Raw genomic sequence first — 21,490 nt, 5'->3', positions numbered from 1 at the left:
GAACGTGGCCGAATGCAACACTCGGCCACCTTTCGTCGGACGAGGTGGGCGGCGCTCTCGACTCGACGGGGCGCTTTTTCTATTTTGCCCGGCACGACCATGGGCAAGCGGCGGCGCATGAAAAAGGCTTACATTTCGGCATTCATTGCAGTTTCGGTGCTGAGCGCGGGATACGCCTCGGCAGCGACCGTGGTCGCTTCGGGCAACGTCAATGTCGAGCAACCGCAGGTGCCCGGAGCATCGACAAGGCGCACCAAGGCGGGGAACACGAGCTTCGAGGCCAAGTACCGCAAGGTCTATGCGCTGCTCCAGAACGACGGCAAACTGCGCGGCAAGATCAAGTCGGTGGCTCGCGACTACGGCATCGACCCGATGCACATCGTCGGCGCGATCGTCGGCGAGCACACCTACAATGTCGATGCCTACGACCGCCTGCAGACCTACTACGTCAAGGCGGTTTCCTATCTGTCGAGCAAGCTGCAGTTCAGCTACGACGGCGAGGACATCGCCGATTTCGTCAAGCGGCCGCAATTTTCGGAATGCGGCGCCAAATCGGGCAGCTACGCTCTGTGGTCGTGTCGCGAGGCGGTGTGGGAACAATCCTTCCGCGGCAAGACGGTGGACGGCACCAGCTTTCCCGACGACCGGTTCAGCGCCACCTTCTTCCAGCCCTTCTATGCCGGCCAGACCTTCGGCATCGGGCAGCTCAATCCGCTGACCGCGCTGCAGATGAGCGACGAGGTAAACAAGGTCTCAGGCCTTCCGAAGCTGGACGCCAGCGACCCCAATGCCGTCTACAAGACGATCATGGACCCGGACCTGACGCTTCCTTATGTGGCGGCGACGCTGAAAACCTCGATCGACGCCTACAGGCGCATCGCCGGCTTCGACATCTCAGGCAATCCAGGGCTGACGGCCACGCTCTACAATGTCGGCAATCCGGAAGCGCGGGCCTATGCGCTGAAGGCCGAGAACGAGCGCCGCAGCGCCGCCGGCGAGCCGGAAAAAGTGCCCGAGGAGAATTACTACGGCTGGCTGGTCAACGACCGGCTCGCCGAGCTCAAGGCGCTGTTTTAGCTGCTTTTCCGCCGTTTTAGGGCTTCGCGAAGCTGGTCGCCGAGCGCAAGGAGCTCGGTTTCGCTTAACTCGCCGACCGCAGTTGCCAGCAGATTGGCGAGTTCGGTGGCCGCCGGCGAGAGGCCAGAGGTGTCGACCACGACGCGCGGCCGTGACCCCTCCGCAAGCTTCTGGAGTTCCTCCGCGTCATCCCAGATGACGTTGAAGTAGCCAATGATCTTCTGGATCATCGGCCAGCTCGGCACACCCCGGTGGCCGTGCTCCAGTGCCGACAAATAGGCCGCGCTGACGCCGATGGCCGCCGCCATGTCCTTCTGGCTGACGCCGCGCTCGCGCCGGAGTTCGCGGATGCGCTGACCGAGCGGGGTCAATGGCCCGTCCTCCGACGCAGCCGGACGTAGATCGCCCCCGAGCCGCCGTGGTGGCGGGCGGCGTGGTCGTGGCTGCCGACCAGCAGGCGGAACGGCGCAGTGGCCAGCCAGGCAGGCACCATGCGCTTCAAGACGCCGTCGCCGCCCTTGGACGTGCCCTTGCCGGTGATGACCAGCACGTAGCGGAGGCCGCCGGCATGGGCGCGCGACAGGAACATGTAGAGCAGCGAATAGGCTTCCTCCTGGGTCATCCCGTGCAGGTCGACCCTGCCTTCGATCCGGAGACGGCCCTTGGAAAGCTTGTCCAGCGTCGGATCGTCAAGGTGGTGCGAGACGTGCTGGCGCTTCGGCGGGACCGACGGGTGCGGAGACATGGTTGGCGTGGCCTGAGCCGGGCCTGCGTCCGGCGTGGCGGCTGCCGGCGCCGTTGATTCCGGTATTTCGACCGCCTCCCGGCCCTTGAGCGGCATCGCCGTCCGGGCGACGACGGTCCACAGCACCCGCTCCTCATCGGTAAGCTTGCGCTCGCGCCCGCTCATGACGAGCGTCCAGCCAGCAGGGGCCTGGGCAGGAGCGCAAAGAAGTCCGCGTCGTTGCGCACGACACCCGCGATCTCGCCGGCCGCGTCGCCCGAGCCTGCGAACAGATCGCCGCGTGCCGGACCGGTGATGGCCGAACCGGTGTCCTGCGCAACCATGAGCCGGGCGAACGGCTTGCCGCCAAATGCCGTCAGCGCCGGCGACGAGATGAAGAAAGGCGTGCCGAATGTGTGCAGCATGCGGTCGACCGCTACCGACCGCCCCGGGGTCAGCGGCACTTTCGCGGCGGCTATGGGCCCAAGCGAAACATCGTCGACGGGCGCGTCCTTGAAGAAGATGTAGGAGCGGTTGCGCCAGAGAATATCGTCGATCCGATGCGGGTTGGCTTTGAACCACGCGCGGATCGACTGCATGGTGACCTCGGCCAGCGGTATTTCGCCGATCTCCGCCAGTATCCCGCCGGGTCCGGTGAAACGCTGCCCGGATTTGGCAGCGTAGGTGACCCGCCGCAACGTGCCGTCGGGCATCCTAAGTCGCGCCGCGCCCTGGACGTGGACGAAAAACGCGTCGACGGGATCGGCCAGCCAGGCGATCTCAAGCCCGCGGCCGCGCAGGGCGCCGCGCTCGATCGCCTCGCGGTCGAAATACTCGACCAGACCGTCAGGGGTCTGCCGGGCAAGGGCGAGGTACGGATCCATGCCTGTCGGCCGGTTGGCCTCGTCGACGTCGACCAGGTCGGCCGGCCGCCCGAGCAAGGGTGCTGTGAAATGTTCGGTCCGGATGGGGGAGGCGTCCACCTCGGGTTCGTAGAAGCCGGTGACCAGGCCGGCGGATCGACCGGCCGGCGCGACGAAGGCTGGCTGGAAATGCCGTTCGAAGAACGTGCGGGCGGCAGCCCCGTCATGGCAGGGGCGTTCGCGCGCCTCGGCATAGGCTTCGCCGAAAGCACCAAATTCCACGCCGAGCGCGCCGGTGCGATAGGGTTTGGCGAGGACATGGAAGGCCGAGTGGCGGAAAGCCTCGAAGGCACCCAAATGGTCGTCGGCGAGCCAGCCGGGCAGGTCGGCGAAGCTGATCGGCTGGAATGCGGGGGCGAGCGGCACAGGCGTCGTCCGCCCTACCTGATCAATCTTCTTCCTCGGTCGCGACGAGCTTCCAGTTCGGGTCGCGCGAACGCGTGTCGCGGGCGAAGGTCCAAACGTCCTTGACCTCGGCCACGGTTTCCGGGTCGCCGTCGATGACGGTGCCGGCCTTGTCGCGCGTCGCCGAGATCAGCTCGCTGACGATCCGCAACGTGACATGGGCCTCCGAGCCCTTCATCTCGGCCGAAACGATGTCGGCCTTGTCGATGCCGACGAAGGACGACTGGATCTTCTCCGAGCGGCCCTCGCGATCGCTGATGGCGGCGACGAAGCCGTCGAAGACTTCGCGCGACAGCAGGTTCTTCAGCGTCTTCCGGTCGCCATCCGCATAGGCCATGACGATCATCTCGTAGGCCATCTTGGCACCGTCGACGAAACCCTTGGGTTCGAAGGAAGCATCCGCGTCCTTGATCGCGCGCAGACCCTTGTTGAGGTCCGTACCCGGCTGGGCGAAGGCGTCGATCGCGGCATAGGCCTCGTCGCCGGTTTCGCCGGCGGCGCGCTTGCGCGGCAGCGAAACGACGTTCTCCGACTTGCCGTTGGCGTCCTGGGGACGGTTGCGAGCGGCGGTATAGGGGTCGAACGGCGGACGTTCGTTGCCGGTTCGGCGTCCGAGCACGTTGCGGAGCTGGAAAAAGATCACAACCGCCGCGATCAGAAAGAAAATCGTGCCGAAATCGAAGAATTCCATATCTTCCGCCGATCCGTCCCTTGTTCGCGGCCTGAGCCGGACTATCTGCCATTCGCTGGTGCCCTGCGAGCACCCCTTAGCCCTTGCATATAGAACGCATGCGCCGATCATTCAAATCAAAGGCGCAGCGTCCTATCTAGAGATGTATGCGATTTGCGTGTGACCGCATGTCGCTGCGACCTGAACTCGAACCGGACCAATCCATGCTGCCCCTACTGATCCTCGCCCTGCCGCTGCTGGAGATCGCCGGTTTCGTGGTCGTGGGCAGCGAAATCGGCGTGTTTCCGACCATCGGCCTGGTGCTGCTCAGCGCCGTCGTGGGCTCGGTGCTGCTGCGCGTACAGGGTTTCGGGGTCATGACCCGCATCCGCAACGAACTCGACGCCGGCCGGGATCCCAGCAAGGAGCTCGCCAATGGCGCGATGATCGTGCTCGCCGGCATCCTGCTGCTGATCCCCGGCTTCATCACCGACATCGTCGGCATCCTGCTGTTTCTGCCGCCGGTGCGCGAGCTCGCCTGGCGCTTCCTGAGCAAGCGCGTGCATTTCGCGACGGACTTCAGCGGTTTCGCCCGCCGCGGTGGCCCGACCTCCGGCAAGACCATCGACCTCGACGAAAGCGATTTCTCCCGCCAACCGAACCCGAATTCGCCTTGGCGCCCCATCGGCGACGAACGCGGCGACAGGGACTGACGCCGGCAAAACCTTGTCTTGCCATGCCGAGCGTGCTAGCCAACGCGCGATTCCAATACGGGCCGCGCCGCGGCCAAGCCAAGAGGAAACAGGCTTATGGCCACCAACGATGCGCCTGAAGGCGCCAACGGCAACGGGAACTCGCAGCCGACGCTCAACGTCCTGGCGCAATATGTGAAGGACTTCTCCTTCGAGAGCCCCGGCGCGCCGAACTCGCTGCGCGGCCGCGACAAGGCCCCCGGCATCAACATCAACGTCAACGTCAACGCCAATCCGATGACGGACAAGCAGTTCGACGTGAACCTGACGCTCAACGCCAAGGCCGCCTTCGACAACGACGTCCTGTTCAACGTCGAGCTGGTGTACGGCGGCGTCTTCCGCATCGACGGTTTCCCGCAGGAGCACATGCTGCCGCTGCTCTTCATCGAGTGCCCGCGCCTGCTGTTCCCGTTCGCCCGCCAGATCATCGCGGACGCGACCCGCAACGGCGGCTTCCCGCCGCTGATGCTCGATCCGATCGATTTCGCGCAGATGTTCCAGCAGAAGATCGCCGAGGAAAAGGCTGCCTCGAAGGTCAAGGCGAGCTAAGCCCCTCGGCGACCCTTTGCATATCGCTCAGAGCCCGGCCTCGCGCCGGGCTTTTTCGTTTCGAGGATTGTTGGAACGCTTTTGGTGCCTGGGCAGCCGGCACTCATGCTGGCCGCGTCACGCGGACGGCGCTTGTTGGGTGAGCTTGCTCCAGATCGCCTTTTCGCCGAGCTGGCCGACCAGCTTTTCATGGGCAGCGATCTCGGCTTCGCTCAGCCGCGGGGGCAGCGGCTCGGGTCGCGCCGATATGACGATCTCGACATCGATGGAACTGCGCCCGTTGGCGGCCGTACCGGCCGCGCTGTCGAGCACAAGTGCTGCCTGCTTGCCGCCGATCAGCTCGATGTAGACTTCAGCCAGGAGTTCGGAGTCGAGCAGTGCGCCGTGCTTGGTGCGGCGGCTGTTGTCGATGCCGTAGCGACGGCAGAGCGCATCGAGCGAATTCGGTCCCATCGGGTGCTTGCGGCGGGCGAGCGCCAGCGTGTCGACCACCAGGCCCGGATCGACGGCGGGAACGCTCAGCCGCGCGAACTCGGCATTGATGAATCCCATGTCGAAGTTCGCGTTGTGCGCCACCAGCTTGGCGCCGTCGATGAATTCCAGAAAGTCGTCCAGGATCTCGGGAAAGGTCGGCTTGCCCTCGAGATCGGCATTGCTGATGCCGTGCACTTCCTGTGCCTCGGGGTGCACCGAGCGCCCCTGCGGATTGATGTACTGGTGGAACGTCCGCCCGGTCGGGAAGCGGTTGATCAGCTCGACGCCGCCAATCTCGATGACGCGATCCTCGCGATTGTCGAGGCCGGTGGTTTCAGTATCGAAAATGATCTCGCGCAAGTGGTGATTCTCCTTGCCCGCGAGCATGCCCTGCCGCCCGGCAGGCGGACAAGTGCGGCCATTCGCCGGCCTAGTGCTTTCCCACCGTCAAATCGTCGATGATCGCCCGGACGGCGGCACGTGCCGGCTCGAGGCCCTGGCCCGTATCGACAACGTAGTCGGCCAGCTTGCGCTTTTCTGCGTCGGGAACCTGCTTGGCCAGGATCGCCTCGAACTTCTCCGCCGTCATGCCGGGGCGGGCGAGCACGCGCTCGCGCTGCACGTCGGCAGGGGCCGTCACCACCACGACCTTGTCGACGCGGCCACGGCCGCCGGTTTCGAACAGAAGCGGGATGTCGAGCACGGCGATGGCGGCACCTGCTGCCCGGCTCCGCTCGAGAAATGCGTTGGCGTCGGCCCGCACCAGCGGATGGACGATGGCCTCGACCTTCTTCAGCGCCGCGGCGTTGCCCAGCACATGGCGGGACAGTTCGACCCGGTCGACGATCCCGTTCTTGGCCGTGCCGGGAAAGGCCGCCTCGATCAGGGGCGCTGCCTCGCCGGCGTAGAGCCGGTGCACCGCCTCGTCGGAATCGTGCACCGGCACGCCTGCCTCGGCGAACATCTTCGCCGTGGTCGACTTGCCCATGCCGATGGACCCCGTGAGCCCCAGAACGATCATTTCCTGGCGTCCAGGTCGGCGACGATCTGGTTGCGCAATTCTGCCGTAACCTCCGGCCGGCGCCCGAACCAGCGCTCGAAGCCCGGTACCGCCTGGTGCAGCAGCATGCCGAGACCGTCCACCGTCCTCAGACCTCGCGCCCTGGCCGCAGCGAGCAGCGGCGTCTCGAGCGGCACATAGACGATGTCGGTGACAATCGCATGGTCCGGCAAACCCGCGGGATCGGCCGGCAGGCCCTCGTTGCCGTGCATGCCGAGCGCCGTGGTGTTGACCAGGAGCGAGGCGTCGCCGAGCAACTCGCCGGTCGCGGCCTGGGGGTGAGCGGTCACGCCCGGTCCGAACTGGCCGGCGAGCTCTTCGGCACGCGCGACTGTGCGGTTGACGATGCGGATATCCCCGAAGCCACGCTGCTTCAGCGCGTGGATGATCGCCCGCGAGGCGCCTCCGGCGCCGAGAACCACCGCAACGCCTCCAGTCGCCCAGCCCGGCGCGAACTGATCGAGATTGGCGGCGAAACCATAGGCGTCGGTATTGCCACCCCAGAGAATGCCGTCCTCGAACCAGAGCGTATTCACCGCACCGATCTGCTCGGCCGCCTCGTCGCGGCGCTGCACACCGGCGAACGCTGCTTCCTTGTGCGGGATGGTGACGTTTCCGCCCCGGAACCCGGCGCCGGCCAGGCCATCGAGGAAGGCCGAAAAATCCTCCGGCGCGACGTCCACGGCCGTATAGGAGCCGTCGATGCGATGGCTTTTCAGCCAGTGGCCGTGGATCATCGGCGAGCGCGAATGGGCGATCGGATGACCGCAGACGAATGCCTTCAGTTCAGCCATCGATAGCGCCCAGTTCCCTCAGTTTCTCCAGCACCGGCAAAAGCGGCAGTCCGACGATGGTGAAATAGTCGCCTTCGACCTTGTCGAAGAGCTGGATGCCTTCGCCCTCGATCTGGTAGGCGCCGACGCTCGACAGGGCCTTGTCGCCGACGCGGGCGAGGTGGCGGCCGATGAAGGCGGGATCGAGCTTGCGCATGGTCAGCGAAGCGATGCCGACATGCCGCCACAGCGTCTCGCCGTCGCGGACGAGCACGACGGCGCTGTTGAGATGGTGCGTCTGGCCGGACAGCTTGAGCAGGTGGCGGCGGGCGCCTTCCATGTCGGACGGCTTGTGGAACACCTCGTCGCCGAGCGACAGCGTCTGGTCGCAGCCGAGCACCAGCCTGCCGGGATGCTTCTCGCTGACGGCCGTCGCCTTGGCTTCGGCAAGCACCAATGCCACATCCTCCGGAGATGCGCCGCTGTCGGCCAAAGGGGCTTCCAGCGCGCGTTCGTCGAGATCCGCGGGGATTGCCTCGACGCCAATGCCGGCATGTTCGAGTAGCTTCTTCCGGAATGGGCTTCCGGACGCCAGGATGAGTTTTTCGGTCACGGGCCTTGCCTGTCTCGTGGCGCGGCGATCGGCGCCGCCAGGTCTTCGCTCCTAGCGGCTCTTGTTGCGCAGGGCAACGATCGCCGCGGCCGTCTCCTCGATCGAACGGCGGCTGACGTCGATCATCGGCCAGTTGTGCCGGGTGCATATCTGCCGCGCATAGGCGAGTTCCTCGGTGATCGAGGCCCTGTCGATATATTCCTGGGCGTCGAACGCCATGGTCGAGCCGAGGATCCGGTTCTGACGGACATGCGAGATGCGTTCGGCCGTCGCCACCAGCCCGACGATCAGCGGCACCCTGGCGGTGACGAGGCTTTCGGGCACCGGCACACCAAGCACGATGGGGATGTTGGCCGTCTTGATGCCGCGATTGGCCAGATAGATGCTGGTCGGCGTCTTTGACGTCCGGGAAATGCCGATCAGCACGACATCCGCCTGATCGATCTCGTCCGGCAGTTGCCCGTCGTCGTGCTCCATGGTGAAGTTCAGAGCGTCGATGCGGCGGAAATATTCGGCGTCGAGCACATGCTGGGCGCCAACCCTGCGGCCCGCCGGCGCCCCCAGATAGGACTGGAACACGGTCAGCACCGGTTCGAGCACCGACACGCAGGGCAGACCCATCGTCGCACAGCGGCTGTCGATGATGCCGGCCAGATGCTGGTCGACCACCGTGTACAGAACGATGCCCGGCTCTTCGTCGATGTCGTCGAACACCTTCATCAGCTGCTTTTCGGTCCGGATCAGCGGATAGATGTGCTCGATGGCGCGGGCGTCCTTATATTGCGCCGAAGCCGCGCGGCCGGCGGCCAGCAACGTTTCGCCGGTGGCGTCGGAAATCAGGTGCAGATGGAAGAAGCTTTGCGGTTTGTTCACAGCGGGCGCCCGGGTCTGTGGTCAAATGTGGATAAAGGGCCGGCTCGGCCCGATGCGGTCGGCGCGACTGTATCAGATGCCAATTTGTCCACAATTCGGTCCGCTGTCAGTTTCGCCGCGGCGGCGGGGAGTATTGTGGGGATTGTTTGATCATCCCTGGCCGCCCACAGAATCAGGATCCCTTAGCCGGGCCGCTAGGACTTTGATTCAGATCATTGAATCGAAAGCGGCCACGGAGTTTTCCCCAATGGCCAAAACGCTTGCGCGTCACTATGACAGGTGGAAAACGGAAGCCGCCTATGAACAGGTGCCAATCCACGATTCCAACAGAGTCTAAGAATCAGAAGACTCTTTCTCTAAGAATTTTTGTTTATAGATGGCTCCAGGAAAGCGAGGCTCAATGCCCGTGAAACGCGCCCTTCTCGAGGTCCTCAAAGGCGAAAGCCTCGACGTTCCTCCGCTCTGGATGATGCGGCAGGCCGGACGCTATCTCCCCGAGTACCGGGAGACACGGAAAAAGGCGGGGAGCTTCCTCGACCTTTGCTACAATCCGGATTTCGCCGTCGAGGTGACGCTGCAGCCGATCAGGCGCTTCGACTTCGACGCTTCGATCCTGTTCTCCGACATCCTCGTCGTTCCCCACGCGCTCGGTCGCGACCTCCGCTTCGAAGAGGGGCGGGGACCGCTGATGACGCCGATCACGGCGAATGAAGTTGCCGCGCTCGACGGCGAAAAGTTTCACGTGAATCTCGAACCGGTCTACGAGACCGTGCGGCGGCTGCGGCGGGAATTGCCGGACAAGACCACCCTGATCGGCTTCTGCGGCGCTCCTTGGACCGTCGCCACCTACATGATCGCCGGTCATGGAACCCCGGACCAGGCACCGGCGCGGCTGTTCGCCTATCGCGAACCGGAGGCGATGGCGAAGCTGCTGTCGATCCTTGCGGATCATTCGGCCTCCTACCTCATTCGCCAGATCGAGGCGGGTGCCGACGTGGTGCAGATTTTCGATTCCTGGTCGGGCGTGCTCGACGAAGCGACCTTCGACATGTGCTGCGTCAAGCCGGTGGCCGAGATCGTGCGCAAGGTGAAGGCGGTGCATCCCGATGTGCCGATCATCGGCTTCCCCAAGGGTGCCGGCGCGCAACTCTCCAGCTATCGCGAACGGACCGGCGTTATCGGTCTTGGTCTAGACTGGACGGTTCCGCTGTCGCAGGCGAAGGCGCTTCAGGCGGGTGGCGCGGTGCAGGGTAACCTCGATCCGCTTCGCCTCGTGGCCGGTGGCAAGGCCCTGGAACGAGGCGTCGACGCGATCCTGGATGCGCTGGGCTCGGGACCGCTGATCTTCAATCTCGGCCACGGCATCACGCCGGAGACGCCGGTTGCGCATGTCGAGGCGATGGTCGAGCAGGTGAGAAGGGCAGGTCGGCGATGAGTACCAACGTACAATCGAGTGGCGGATATGCTGCCAAGCGTGCGGTCATTGCCATCGTGGTCCTCGTCGCGCTGACGGCAGTGCTGTTTTTTGCGGCGCCCGAAGGTTTCTATCTCTGGGCCAAGGCGATCCACATCATCGCCGTCATCTCGTGGATGGCCGGGATGCTCTACCTGCCGCGGCTGTTCGTCTATCACGCGGAGGCCGAAAGGGGCTCGGTGCAGTCCGAGACCTTCAAGGTGATGGAACGCCGCCTGCTGCGCGGCATCATCAACCCTGCCATGACCATGACCTGGGTTTTCGGCCTGTGGCTCGCCTGGAAGGGGTTCGGCTTCTCCGGCGGATGGCTGCACGCAAAGATCGCCGCCGTTCTCCTGATGTCGGGCGTGCATGGCTACCTGTCGGCGTCGGTGCGCCGCTTCGCAGAAGACCGCAACGAGAAGCCGTCGCGGCACTGGCGCATCGTCAACGAGATTCCCACGGTGCTGATGATCGCGATCGTGATCCTGGTGGTCGTCAAGCCGTTCTAGATCGCTTCCAAAATCATCGGACCGCGCCTTGCTCTTTCGGCCGGGGAGGGATACAAAGCTGTTCTTCCTTCCAGCCATGCGCCGTCCTCACCCGCTCTCTGGCCGCGCCCGGCGCTTATCGCGATAAGCCGATAGATTCTCCCCACGCTCACCCAGAGTCCGTTCATGCAGGAAATGAAACTCCAGGATTTCAAGAACAAGAAGCCGACCGATCTGATCGCGTTTGCCGAATCGCTCGAGGTCGAGAACGCCAGCGTCATGCGCAAGCAGGAGCTGATGTTCGCCATCCTGAAGAAGCTTGCCGCGCAGGACATCGAGATCATCGGCGACGGCGTGGTGGAAGTGCTGCAGGACGGTTTCGGCTTCCTGCGCTCGGCCAACGCCAACTACCTGCCGGGACCGGACGACATCTACATCTCGCCCTCGCAGATCCGCCGTTTCTCGCTGAAGACCGGCGACACGGTGGAAGGCCCGATCCGCAGTCCGAAGGAAGGCGAGCGCTATTTCGCGCTGCTCAAGGTCAATACCATCAATTTCGACGATCCCGAGAAGATCCGTCACAAGATCCACTTCGACAACCTGACGCCGCTCTACCCGACGTCGCGGCTGAAGATGGAAGTCGAGAATCCGACGACCAAGGACATCTCGCCCCGCGTCATCGACCTGGTGGCGCCGCTCGGCAAGGGCCAGCGCGCCCTGATCGTGGCGCAGCCGCGCACCGGCAAGACCGTGCTGCTGCAGAACATCGCGCACTCGATCACCACCAACCATCCCGAATGCTATCTGATCGTGCTTCTGATCGACGAGCGTCCTGAAGAAGTGACCGACATGCAGCGCTCGGTGAAGGGCGAAGTGGTGTCGTCGACCTTCGACGAACCTGCCGTTCGCCACGTCCAGGTTGCAGAAATGGTCATCGAGAAGGCCAAGCGCCTGGTCGAACACGGCCGCGACGTGGTCATTCTGCTCGATTCGATCACCCGTCTCGGCCGCGCCTACAATACGGTCGTGCCGTCATCCGGCAAGGTTCTGACCGGCGGTGTCGACGCCAATGCGTTGCAGCGGCCGAAGCGCTTCTTCGGTGCGGCCCGCAACATCGAAGAGGGTGGTTCGCTGACCATCATCGCCACCGCGCTGATCGATACCGGCAGCCGCATGGATGAAGTCATCTTCGAAGAGTTCAAGGGCACCGGCAACTCGGAAATCGTGCTCGACCGCAAGGTTGCCGACAAGCGCATCTACCCGGCGATGGACATCCTCAAGTCCGGCACCCGCAAGGAAGACCTGCTCGTCCAGCGCCAGGACCTGCAGAAGATCTTCGTTCTGCGCCGCATCCTCGCGCCGATGGGTACGACCGACGCGATCGAATTCCTCATCGACAAGCTGAAGCAGACCAAGACCAACGCCGACTTCTTCGATTCGATGAATACCTGAGCCGTCAGCGCCGACGCAGCGCTGCTTCGAGCGCTGCGGGATCGCTGATGACAGGAAGGCAAGTGAGGCCGGCGCAGAGATAGGCGCCGGCCTTTTTCATGTCCGGCAGTTCGTCTCCCGGCAGCGTGGCGTGGGCCGCCTGCTCCCCCAGTGCGAGAAATATGTCCACCCGCCGGGGGTCGGGGCTTCGATTCGCCACCGTAACAAGCTTCGGCGCGGTTGGATCCTCGACGATTATCAGCTTCCTGGGTTCGACCAGCAGGGCGCAGGCATTGACGATGCCGGCCTGGCCATATTGCTGTCCCTGGATACGCCCGGTGGCGTGGGCGCCGACCTCCCAGGCTCGGCGTTCCAGGTCAAGGTCCCCCGTTGCGGATGCCAGTCGCGACATGGCTTCGATGATCTGGCTCGATGCGGATGGGATCGCTTCGTCGACGTCGCCGCGTATGCGCAGTGGAACATCGGCGCTGTCCGAGGCGGTGAGGTAGTAGCCGGTGCCTGTGGCATCGAGGTGCCAGCGGTCGAGTTGCGCGAGGAATTGGCGGGCTCGATCGATGTAGGCGCTGTCCCGCGTCGCTTCGAAAAGCGAGACCGCGGCGTTGATCATGGCTGCATGGTCACTGGATAGAGCCGGATAGAGCCGCCTGTCTCCGAGGCTGGAGTGTGGAAGGCGCCCATCCTTGTCGACCGCTGCAAGGATCGCCTCGAAGGCGCCGGCAGCGGCGGAAATCCACTCCCTGCGGTCGAGCGAGCGCCCGGCTTCGGCGAGAGCGGCGATCGCCAGGCCGTTCCAGTCCGTCAGTGCCTTGTCGTCGCGCCCGGGGCGCACGCGCTGTTCGCGCGATTCCAATAGTCGCTCCAGATATGCTCGAACGGTTTCGCTACCGGCCAAGGCCAGATCTGCTTGTGCATGTGTCTGGCAAATGACGGGATCGCCTTCCCAGGCTGCCGGTTTCTTCAGCGAGAAGTGTTTGAAAAATAAGGGAGAATCGTCTCCCAACGCGGCTTCGATCTGGGCGCTCGTCCAGGTGTAGAAACGACCTTCTTCGCCCTCGCTGTCCGCATCGAGACTCGACGCGAATGGTCCCGTCGGCAACTGCATCTCGCGCAGCATCCAGGCAATGGTCTGTTCGATTCGTATCCGAAACTGTTCGTCCGCAGATGCCGCATAGGCCCAGTTGAGCAGCCTGACGAGCTGGGCATTGTCGTACAGCATCTTCTCGAAATGCGGCACCAGCCATTCGGCATCGGTGGAGTACCTCGCCAATCCGCCGCCGATATGGTCATAGATCCCTCCGCGAAGCATGTGCTCCAGGCTTTCGAGCACGTCGTCGCGATGCTTCTCGTTTCCCGACTTCAGCCAGGAAAGCCAGAGCGTCTGCATGAACGGTGCATTGGGGAATTTCGGCGCTCCGCGCAAACCGCCCAGTTCCCGGTCGATGAGGCCGGAAATGCCGGAGGCCAAGGCTCGAACCGCCTCTGCCGTGAGTTCGGTCGGAGTCGCGCTGCCACCCAGCTTCTGCCCCACATGCTGGCTGAGCTCCTGGGCGCTCTGGAGGATGTTCGCCCGCTTGCCACGCCAGGCGGCGTCCACCGCATTGAGCACCTGGACGAAACCGGGGCGCCCATAACGTGGTTCGCGCGGAAAATAGGTGCCGCCCCAGAATGGCTTGGCGTCGGGGGTGAGAAACATGGTGAGCGGCCAGCCGCCTTGTTCGCCCATGCTGGCAAGTCCGGCCATGTAGATCTGGTCGATATCGGGACGTTCCTCGCGGTCTACCTTGATATTGACGAACAGCCGGTTCATTACCTCGGCGACCTGCTCGTTCTCGAAGCTCTCATGGGCCATGACGTGGCACCAGTGACACGCGGCATATCCGACAGAGAGCAGAATGGGACGGTCCAGGCGGACGGCCTCTGCCAGCGCATCCTTCGACCAGGGCCTCCAATGCACCGGGTTTTCGGCATGCTGGCGCAGATAGGGGCTACCTTCGTCGCGCAGCAGGTTCTTGGCGGGAAGCATGGTCGGCTTGCTCCAAAACAGATGCTAAGAGACTTCAAACCTAGGGCGCTTCCATAGGGCGAGCAAATGCAATTCACCGATTCGATCGTCGCCTTGTCGAGCGGACATCTTCCGTCCGGAGTGGCGATCGTGCGCATCTCCGGGCCGCATGTTCGATTCGCCCTCGAAACGATTGCCGGGAAAGTCCCGAATCCAAGGCGAGCGCACTATGGTCCCTTGCGCGGTGGCGGCGGCGAGCCGATCGACCACGGGCTCACGCTTTTCTTTCCAGGCCCCAACAGTTTCACCGGCGAGGACTGCGGCGAATTCCATGTTCATGGCGGGAAGGCGGTGGTTTCGGCGCTGCTGGCCGCGATCGGCAGCCTTGCCGGATTCAGGCATGCGGAGGCAGGCGAGTTCACCAGGCGGGCATTTCTCAACGGCAGGATGGACCTGCTCGCGGCAGAGGCGCTCGCGGACCTGATCAACTCGGAAACGGAAGCGCAGCGGCAGTTTGCTGTTCTCAACGCCGGCGGCGCCCAGAGCGAGCTCTACCGATCTTGGCGGCAGCGTCTGATCCACGCGCGCGCCATGATAGAAGCCGAGATGGATTTTGCCGACGAGGCCGACGTGCCTGGATCGGTCTCCGACGAGGTATGGCACGACGTAGAAATGCTCGTCGCCGAGATCGAGCGGCACATCGCCGGTTACGGCAGGGCGGAGATGATCAGGGACGGTTTCGACGTGGTCATTCTCGGGGCTCCCAACGCTGGCAAATCCAGCCTGCTGAACGCCTTGTTGCGGCGCGAGGCGGCGATCGTCACCGATGAGCCGGGCACGACGCGCGACCTCGTCGAAGCGGCGCTCGACCTGGATGGAGTGAAGATCCGCGTGACGGACACGGCCGGACTGCGGGAGCCGGCAGGTAAGGTCGAGGCGATCGGCATTGCCAGGGCACGGGAAAAGGCCCTGTCCGCGGATCTCATTCTCTATCTCGAGGACCTTACGGGATCCCGCGGCAACGCAGAGGCGCACGGACAAGCTCCCGTCGTGGCGGTCGGCACCAAACTCGACCAGCTCGAAGGAAGCCCGGCCAACCTCGCCTCCTACGACGTTGTCATATCGACGCGCACCGGCGAGGGCCTGGACGCCTTGCTGGACTTGGTGGGCGAGCGCGCGCGGCAGGCCGTGGGCAAGCGGGGCGAAGTCCTGCCGTCGCGCTTGCGGCACGTAGAACTGCTCAAGGAAGCGACCGGCCATCTGCGTGGAGCCCTGGTGGCAGATTCGCGGTTCCTGGAGATCAAGGCCGAAAATCTGCGGCTCGCCAGCGATCGGATAGGTAAAATCTCGGGCGCGGTGGATGTGGAAGACCTGCTCGACGTGATCTTTTCACAGTTTTGCATCGGCAAGTGATTCACGTGAAACAACGGCCAGACACGGCGTGATTCACGTGAAACACCGAAGAAATGCCCGACGGCCACGCCGCTGGGTTGTTTCACGTGAAACCACCACCTGTGCGATTCCCTTGACAGGCAGTGTCGTAAGGGACATCTGTCCTGCCATGCTTTTCAGGAGAGAGTCATGAGCGAAAGCTACGACGTCGTCGTGGTCGGTGGCGGGCATGCCGGCTGCGAGGCCGCTTCCGCATCGGCGCGCGCCGGCGCCAGGACCGCGCTTGTGACCCTGCGGCGCGACACGATCGGCACAATGTCCTGCAATCCGGCCATCGGCGGCCTGGGAAAGGGGCATCTCGTCCGCGAGATCGACGCGATGGACGGCCTCATGGGCCGGGTGGCCGATGCAGCAGGCATCCAGTTTCGGCTGCTCAACCGGCGCAAGGGTCCAGCGGTCCGCGGTCCGCGCACGCAGGCCGATCGGAAGCTCTATCGCTTGGCCATGCAGGCTGCCATTGCCGCGCAGCCGAACCTCGACGTCGTCGAGGGCGAGGTTTTCGACTTCGCGATCGAAAAGTCGCGTGTCCAGGCGGTGATTCTCGCCGACGGTCGTCGCCTCGACTGCGCGGCGATCGTGCTGACCACCGGCACATTCCTGCGTGGCCTCATCCATATCGGCGAACGTAAATTCGCTGCCGGCCGGATGAACGAACAGGCTTCGGTCGGCCTGTCGGAAACACTGAAGCGTGCCGGTTTCGCCCTTGGAAGGCTGAAGACGGGTACGCCGCCGCGCCTCGATGGCAAGACGATCGATTGGGCTTCGCTCGAAAAGCAGGCGGCGGACGACGAGCCGGTGCCCTTTTCGCTGCTGACCGACAGGATCGCAAATCCGCAGATCGAATGCGGCATCACCCGCACGACCGACCGCACACATAGCATTGTCCGCGAGAATCTCGGCCGTTCGGCCATGTATTCCGGGTCGATCGAAGGCGTGGGGCCACGCTACTGCCCGTCGATCGAGGACAAGATCGTCAAGTTCGGTGACAGGGAAGGGCACCAGATCTTCCTGGAACCAGAAGGGCTCGACGACGATACGATCTACCCGAACGGCATCTCGACCTCGCTCCCGGAAGACGTTCAGCTCGACATCCTCAAGTCGATCCCCGGGCTGGAAACGGCCGTGATGCTGCAGCCGGGCTATGCGATCGAATACGACCATGTAGATCCGCGCGAATTGGAACCGACGCTCGAGACCAAGCGTGTCGCAGGGCTCTACCTGGCCGGCCAGATCAACGGCACGACGGGATATGAAGAGGCGGGCGCGCAGGGATTGGTCGCCGGCCTCAACGCCGCGCGCAGGGCCGGAGGCGCCGAGCAGCTCATCTTCAGCCGCACCCAGGCCTATATCGGGGTGATGATCGACGATCTGACCAGCCGCGGCATCAGCGAGCCATATCGGATGTTCACCTCGCGCGCCGAATTCCGCCTGTCGCTGCGGGCGGACAACGCAGATGAGCGACTGACGCCCCTGGCCATTGAACTCGGGATCGCTTCCGGCGAACGTAGCGCGCGCTATGGCGAGATGGTCGCGCGGATCGAGCGGGCGCGAGCCCTGGCCAAATCGCGCACGCTCTCTCCAAACGAAGCGCGGCGGCACGGCATCGAAGTCAATCTCGATGGTATCAAGCGTTCGCTGTATGAACTTCTCGCCTACCCCAATATCGATATTGCCAATCTGGCATCGATCGAGCCTGAATTGAAGTCGCTCGACACCAAGACGGCCGAAGCGCTTGAAACGGAGGCGAAATATTCGGTCTATCTCGACCGCCAGAAGGCCGACGCAGCGTTGATCCTCAAGGAAGAAGAGAGAATCATTCCCGAAGCACTTGATTTCGAGTCGGTTCCCGGGCTCTCCAACGAATTGAGGCACAAGATGCGCCTGCGCCGGCCCCGGTCGCTGGCCGAGGCGCAGCGTATAGACGGAATGACTCCTGCAGCACTCGCAATCATCCTGACGCATGTCCGCAATGCCGAAGCGCAAAACAGGGGTGCCGCGTGAAAGACAGTGCCTACGCCCGATTGCAGGATGTCGCCGGGCCAGTTTCACGTGAAACATTCGATCGGCTTGTGGCCTTCGAACGTGTATTCCACAAATGGGCGCAGCGGATAAACCTCGTCGCGCCGTCGACGCTCGACGATGTCTGGGAGCGGCATATTCTCGACAGCGTGCAAGTCGTTCGGCTCGGCGGTGCCGCTACGAGGTGGCTGGACATAGGCACGGGTGGCGGTTTTCCCGGACTGATCATAGGCACGATGATCGCCGCACGCTCTTGCGCCTCGATCGATCTGGTGGAAAGCAATCGCAAGAAGGCCGGCTTTCTCCAGGCGGTCGTGGGCGAGTTGGCGCTGCCCGCCCGGGTGCATGCGAAGCGAATCGAAGATGTTCACGCAGTGATTCGCGCGCCCGAAGTTCTAAGTGCACGCGCCCTGGCGCCGCTGCCGCTGCTGCTGGAGCTTTCTTCACCCTGGCTGGAGACCGGCACGACGGCCCTGTTTCATAAAGGCCGGGATTATCGGCAGGAAATCCAGGATAGCGCTCCCAGCTGGAGATTCGATCTGGTAGAACATCCCAGCCTGACCGACGCGCAGGGAGTAATTCTCGAGATTCGGAACCTGCGTCGCGCCTGAATTGCGACGCCGAGACGGAAAATAGCAGTCGAGCCATGAAGACCGGACCAAGAATCATCACCGTCGCCAATCAGAAAGGCGGGGTCGGCAAGACGACCACCGCGATCAACTTGGCGACTGCGCTGGCTGCAATCGGCGAGCGCGTTCTCATCATCGATCTCGACCCGCAGGGCAATGCAAGCACCGGCCTCGGTATCGACCGCCGCGATCGCAGCGTGTCGTCCTACGACGTGCTGACGGGAGAGCTGGAGATCGAGCAGGCTGCCATGGAAACGGCGGTGCCGGGCCTCTCGCTGGTGCCCTCGACGCTCGATCTCCTCGGAATCGAGATGGAAATCGCCGCCCAGCCGGATCGCGTGCTGAAGCTGCGCAACGCTCTGCGCGCTGCCGCCGCGCGTTCGGCGAATTACAGCTACGTGCTGATCGATTGCCCGCCATCGCTCAATCTGCTGACGCTCAACTCGATGGCCGCAGCCGACTCGGTGCTGGTTCCGCTGCAGTGCGAGTTCTTTGCTCTCGAGGGTTTGAGTCAGTTGCTTGAGACGGTGGATCAGGTCCGGCAGACCATCAACCCTGACCTGTCGATCCAGGGCATCGTGCTGACCATGTTCGACGGTCGCAACAATCTGGCCAACCAGGTGGTCGAGGATGTGCGCGCCCATATGGGCGAAAAGGTCTACGAGACGGTGATCCCGCGCAATGTGCGCATCTCGGAGGCACCCTCATATGGAAAGCCGGCGATCCTCTACGATCTCAAATGTTCCGGCAGCCAGGCCTACCTTCAGCTGGCGTCGGAGGTGATCAGGCGCGAACGTAAACTGCGGGCGGCGTAGACCGATTCGGCAACGAAACAATCCGGAAAAGAAAAAGAAAATGAGCGAAGACCTTTCCAGAAAGCGGCTCGGACGAGGCCTCGCAGCCCTGATCGGCGAGATGGACAAGCCGGTCGCGCCGGAAAAGCCGGCAGCTTTGGCCGACGGACGCGTGCCGATCGAGTTCGTCAGTCCCAACCCGCGCAATCCGCGCCGTCACTTCGCCGAGGCGGATCTCGCCGACCTCGCCCAGTCCATCCGGGAACATGGACTCGTCCAGCCGGTAGTGGTGCGGCCGGCGGCGCAGGCCGGACGCTATGAAATCATCGCCGGCGAGCGCCGCTGGCGTGCCGCGCAGCGTGCCGGCATCAACGAGATCCCGGTCATCGTCCGCGAGGTCAACGATCGCACCGCGCTCGAGCTTGCCATCATCGAGAACGTCCAGCGCACCGATCTCAACGCCATCGAAGAGGCGCTCGGCTACCAGCAGCTCATCGACGACCACAACTACACCCAGGCGGACCTCGGGCAGGTCATCGGCAAGAGCCGGAGCCATGTCGCCAATACGCTGCGCTTGCTGAAGCTGCCGGACGTGGTGCGCGACATGCTGGTCAATGGCGAGTTGTCGGCCGGCCATGCACGCGCGCTGATCACGGCGGAGGATCCGGTGGGGCTCGCCAAGCGCATCGTGGAGGATGGGTTGTCGGTGCGCCAGGCCGAGGCGTTGGCGCAGATGCCGGCGGCGACCGCCGAGCAAAAGCAACGAAATCCGCTCGAGAAGGACCCGGATACGGTCGCTCTGGAGAAGCTCCTGACCGACGTGGTCGGCATGAAGATTTCGATTGCGCACAAGGACAAGGGCGGCGGAGAGCTGCGCGTGGCCTATCGCTCGCTCGAGCAGCTCGACGATCTCTGCCGTCGCCTGAAATTCGAACGCGGCTGATCGGCCCAACGGCCAGTCCGGCGATTAGCCGGGCCTGACATCGCTGGCCGGTTCAGCATGCGGCAGGTACCGCATGTGCGCACGTTGGGCAGAGTCCGGGTTCCCCGGTCAGGCGACCTATGCTCCGCCCCTGAGGTCGAGGCGCCCGGTCGCCGTCTCGGCCGCGAGGAAACGCTGTGAAAGGGCGCGGGTGTCGTGCGTCACCGGGCTTTCCTGGTGGGCGATGTCGTACCATTTGAGCAGGCCGCCGCCGGCGGTGACGGGAAGCCGCGGCGCAACGGTCTTGGGGTGGTGGGAATAGCCCTCGATGTTGCCGAACGCCGAGATATCGGCAGGCAGTCCGCTGGCTGAATTCATCTGACATTCCTCTCGCGCGCATCACCCGATTGGTGGCGCGTTGGCCGCATTGGCCGCATGAAAAAAGCCCGGTGTCACCACCGGGCTTTCAAACTTGCGTCGCGGCTGCCGTTTTTGCCAGCGCGTCAGGACATCATCCTGACATCGCGAAAGGTCAGTTTCCGTCGATCTCGGCGCCGATGATGGCGATGGCCTGCTGGTAGACGCTGGCCGCGTTCCAGCCCTGCAACGCCCCGAAATTGGCCTGGCCCGGCTGATAGCCGCCGCCGGCGCTCCAGCCGTGGCCGCGCAGGAAGTTGGCGGTCGAGGCGAGCGCGTCGGCCTTGGAGCGGATCATGTCGATGCGGCCGTTGCCGTCGCCGTCGACGCCGAACTTGAGCACGTTGACCGGCAGGAACTGGGTCTGGCCGATCTCGCCGTGCGCAGCGCCAATGGCGCTGGGGGAAAGATTGCCGTTCTGGATTAGCTTCAGCGCCGCATAGAGCTGGTCGGTGAAATACTCCGAGCGGCGGCAGTCATAAGCCAGCGTGGCGACGGCCGACAGCGTGTGCTGGTTGCCCATGAAACCGCCGAAGCCGGTCTCCATGCCCCAGATGGCGATCAGCGGACCGGCCGGCACGCCGTAGCTGGCCTCGATGCTCTCGAACAGGGCCGCGTTCTGCTTCTTGATGGTCTTGCCCTTGGAAGCGATCGCTTTGCCGCCGCGCTTGACCATGAATTGGTCGAGCGAGAGCTTGAAGCTCTTCTGGTTGCGGTCGGCAAAGATCGTCTTGGTTGCATAGGTCGTCTGGGACAGGGCGTCGAGCGCCTTGCCCTGGATGCCATTGGCCGCCGCCTCCTGCGCGAATTGCGCCTTCCACGCGTCGAAACCGCCCTTGTCGTTGCCGCAAGGGGCTGCAAGCGCGACGCTCGCGGTACCCGCCAGCATGGCGGAAGCCGCAGCAAAAGTCTTCACTCTGGCAAATACTGCCATGCCGTTCTCCTGATGCCTGAATCGTGAACCCT

At 63.9% G+C, this 21,490-nt stretch carries 23 protein-coding genes; 11 read left to right on the top strand and 12 right to left on the bottom strand.

What is annotated here, in order from left to right; genetic code table 11:
- Positions 1 to 117 precede the first annotated feature (117 nt).
- A complete protein-coding gene (locus tag J2X50_RS18735) occupies positions 118 to 1,077 on the top strand; it encodes a DUF1402 family protein (RefSeq protein ID WP_429097279.1) in 960 nt (319 codons plus the stop codon).
- Here J2X50_RS18735 and J2X50_RS18730 read toward each other — a convergent pair.
- The 4 genes from J2X50_RS18730 to J2X50_RS18715 are packed head-to-tail and all read right to left on the bottom strand — an operon-like array spanning position 1,074 to position 3,820.
- Positions 1,074 to 1,448: a helix-turn-helix domain-containing protein gene (locus tag J2X50_RS18730; RefSeq protein WP_429097277.1), complete on the bottom strand. Its 375-nt coding sequence runs from the start codon at positions 1,446 to 1,448 to the stop codon at positions 1,074 to 1,076. The genes J2X50_RS18735 and J2X50_RS18730 overlap by 4 nt on opposite strands.
- Complete coding sequence (locus J2X50_RS18725) at positions 1,445 to 1,987, bottom strand: Smr/MutS family protein (RefSeq protein WP_429097276.1); 543 nt, start codon at positions 1,985 to 1,987, stop codon at positions 1,445 to 1,447. Before J2X50_RS18725 ends, J2X50_RS18730 begins: the two co-directional genes overlap by 4 nt.
- Complete coding sequence (gene mltA, locus J2X50_RS18720; protein ID WP_429097274.1) at positions 1,984 to 3,090, bottom strand: murein transglycosylase A; 1,107 nt, start codon at positions 3,088 to 3,090, stop codon at positions 1,984 to 1,986. Before mltA ends, J2X50_RS18725 begins: the two co-directional genes overlap by 4 nt.
- Before the next feature lie 22 nt (positions 3,091 to 3,112).
- On the bottom strand, positions 3,113 to 3,820 hold the full coding sequence (locus J2X50_RS18715) for a Tim44/TimA family putative adaptor protein (protein ID WP_429097273.1): 708 nt from the start codon (positions 3,818 to 3,820) through the stop codon (positions 3,113 to 3,115).
- 203 nt (positions 3,821 to 4,023) lie between these two features.
- Here J2X50_RS18715 and J2X50_RS18710 point away from each other — a divergent pair, with 203 nt between their 5' ends.
- Positions 4,024 to 4,512 (top strand): FxsA family protein, encoded by a 489-nt coding sequence (locus J2X50_RS18710; RefSeq protein WP_429097271.1) that lies wholly within the window; start codon positions 4,024 to 4,026, stop codon positions 4,510 to 4,512.
- Positions 4,513 to 4,608: 96 nt separating this feature from the next.
- Positions 4,609 to 5,100 carry a protein-export chaperone SecB gene (gene secB, locus J2X50_RS18705; protein ID WP_340038562.1) on the top strand — a complete coding sequence of 164 codons (492 nt, stop codon included), beginning with the start codon at positions 4,609 to 4,611 and terminating at the stop codon, positions 5,098 to 5,100.
- 117 nt (positions 5,101 to 5,217) lie between these two features.
- Here secB and dnaQ read toward each other — a convergent pair whose 3' ends face one another.
- From dnaQ to J2X50_RS18680, 5 genes are all read right to left on the bottom strand, one after another.
- Positions 5,218 to 5,934, bottom strand: a complete 717-nt coding sequence (gene dnaQ / locus J2X50_RS18700) for a DNA polymerase III subunit epsilon (protein ID WP_429097270.1) — start codon at positions 5,932 to 5,934, stop codon at positions 5,218 to 5,220.
- A gap of 70 nt (positions 5,935 to 6,004) precedes the next feature.
- Complete coding sequence (gene coaE / locus J2X50_RS18695; protein ID WP_429097269.1) at positions 6,005 to 6,595, bottom strand: dephospho-CoA kinase; 591 nt, start codon at positions 6,593 to 6,595, stop codon at positions 6,005 to 6,007.
- Entirely contained in the window at positions 6,592 to 7,428 is an 837-nt protein-coding gene (locus J2X50_RS18690) for a shikimate dehydrogenase (protein WP_429097267.1), read from the bottom strand. The genes coaE and J2X50_RS18690 overlap by 4 nt, the downstream gene beginning before the upstream one ends.
- Positions 7,421 to 8,020 (bottom strand): Maf-like protein, encoded by a 600-nt coding sequence (locus J2X50_RS18685; RefSeq protein WP_429097265.1) that lies wholly within the window; start codon positions 8,018 to 8,020, stop codon positions 7,421 to 7,423. Before J2X50_RS18685 ends, J2X50_RS18690 begins: the two co-directional genes overlap by 8 nt.
- Positions 8,021 to 8,071: 51 nt before the next feature.
- Complete coding sequence (locus J2X50_RS18680) at positions 8,072 to 8,893, bottom strand: pyruvate, water dikinase regulatory protein (RefSeq protein WP_429097264.1); 822 nt, start codon at positions 8,891 to 8,893, stop codon at positions 8,072 to 8,074.
- Positions 8,894 to 9,293: 400 nt separating this feature from the next.
- On the opposite strand from J2X50_RS18680, the gene hemE reads away from it, so the two are divergent.
- The 3 genes from hemE (at position 9,294) to rho (ending at position 12,289) form a co-directional block, all read left to right on the top strand.
- Positions 9,294 to 10,328, top strand: a complete 1,035-nt coding sequence (gene hemE, locus J2X50_RS18675) for a uroporphyrinogen decarboxylase (protein ID WP_429097262.1) — start codon at positions 9,294 to 9,296, stop codon at positions 10,326 to 10,328.
- Positions 10,325 to 10,858 carry a protoporphyrinogen oxidase HemJ gene (hemJ, locus tag J2X50_RS18670; protein ID WP_429097260.1) on the top strand — a complete coding sequence of 178 codons (534 nt, stop codon included), beginning with the start codon at positions 10,325 to 10,327 and terminating at the stop codon, positions 10,856 to 10,858. The genes hemE and hemJ overlap by 4 nt, the downstream gene beginning before the upstream one ends.
- Positions 10,859 to 11,023: 165 nt before the next feature.
- On the top strand, positions 11,024 to 12,289 hold the full coding sequence (rho, locus tag J2X50_RS18665; protein ID WP_018430513.1) for a transcription termination factor Rho: 1,266 nt from the start codon (positions 11,024 to 11,026) through the stop codon (positions 12,287 to 12,289).
- Between the two features lie 4 nt (positions 12,290 to 12,293).
- Here the strand turns inward: rho and J2X50_RS18660 are convergent, their stop codons facing one another.
- A complete protein-coding gene (locus J2X50_RS18660) occupies positions 12,294 to 14,312 on the bottom strand; it encodes a thioredoxin domain-containing protein (RefSeq protein ID WP_429097258.1) in 2,019 nt (672 codons plus the stop codon).
- A 66-nt stretch (positions 14,313 to 14,378) separates the two neighbouring features.
- Here J2X50_RS18660 and mnmE point away from each other — a divergent pair, with 66 nt between their 5' ends.
- The 5 genes from mnmE to J2X50_RS18635 all read left to right on the top strand — a co-directional run bounded on the left by mnmE (position 14,379) and on the right by J2X50_RS18635 (position 20,128).
- Complete coding sequence (gene mnmE, locus J2X50_RS18655) at positions 14,379 to 15,704, top strand: tRNA uridine-5-carboxymethylaminomethyl(34) synthesis GTPase MnmE (protein ID WP_429097256.1); 1,326 nt, start codon at positions 14,379 to 14,381, stop codon at positions 15,702 to 15,704.
- A 168-nt stretch (positions 15,705 to 15,872) separates the two neighbouring features.
- On the top strand, positions 15,873 to 17,744 hold the full coding sequence (gene mnmG, locus J2X50_RS18650) for a tRNA uridine-5-carboxymethylaminomethyl(34) synthesis enzyme MnmG (protein WP_429097255.1): 1,872 nt from the start codon (positions 15,873 to 15,875) through the stop codon (positions 17,742 to 17,744).
- Positions 17,741 to 18,373 carry a 16S rRNA (guanine(527)-N(7))-methyltransferase RsmG gene (rsmG, locus tag J2X50_RS18645; RefSeq protein WP_429097253.1) on the top strand — a complete coding sequence of 211 codons (633 nt, stop codon included), beginning with the start codon at positions 17,741 to 17,743 and terminating at the stop codon, positions 18,371 to 18,373. Before mnmG ends, rsmG begins: the two co-directional genes overlap by 4 nt.
- Positions 18,374 to 18,408: 35 nt before the next feature.
- Positions 18,409 to 19,206, top strand: coding sequence for a ParA family protein (locus tag J2X50_RS18640; protein WP_429097252.1), 798 nt, complete (start codon positions 18,409 to 18,411; stop codon positions 19,204 to 19,206).
- A gap of 40 nt (positions 19,207 to 19,246) precedes the next feature.
- Positions 19,247 to 20,128 carry a ParB/RepB/Spo0J family partition protein gene (locus J2X50_RS18635; protein ID WP_429097251.1) on the top strand — a complete coding sequence of 294 codons (882 nt, stop codon included), beginning with the start codon at positions 19,247 to 19,249 and terminating at the stop codon, positions 20,126 to 20,128.
- A gap of 117 nt (positions 20,129 to 20,245) precedes the next feature.
- Here the strand turns inward: J2X50_RS18635 and J2X50_RS18630 are convergent, their stop codons facing one another.
- Both J2X50_RS18630 and J2X50_RS18625 read right to left on the bottom strand, forming a co-directional pair.
- Complete coding sequence (locus J2X50_RS18630) at positions 20,246 to 20,485, bottom strand: hypothetical protein (protein ID WP_429097248.1); 240 nt, start codon at positions 20,483 to 20,485, stop codon at positions 20,246 to 20,248.
- A 154-nt stretch (positions 20,486 to 20,639) separates the two neighbouring features.
- Complete coding sequence (locus J2X50_RS18625; protein ID WP_429097246.1) at positions 20,640 to 21,458, bottom strand: lytic murein transglycosylase; 819 nt, start codon at positions 21,456 to 21,458, stop codon at positions 20,640 to 20,642.
- Between the last annotated feature and the right edge of the window lie 32 nt (positions 21,459 to 21,490).

The organism is Aminobacter sp. BE322, from assembly GCF_050433525.1.
In the GTDB taxonomy this organism is placed as follows: Bacteria; Pseudomonadota; Alphaproteobacteria; order Rhizobiales; family Rhizobiaceae; genus Aminobacter.
Note: the sequence above shows the minus strand (reverse complement) of the source record. Positions and strands in the feature narration are given on the sequence as shown.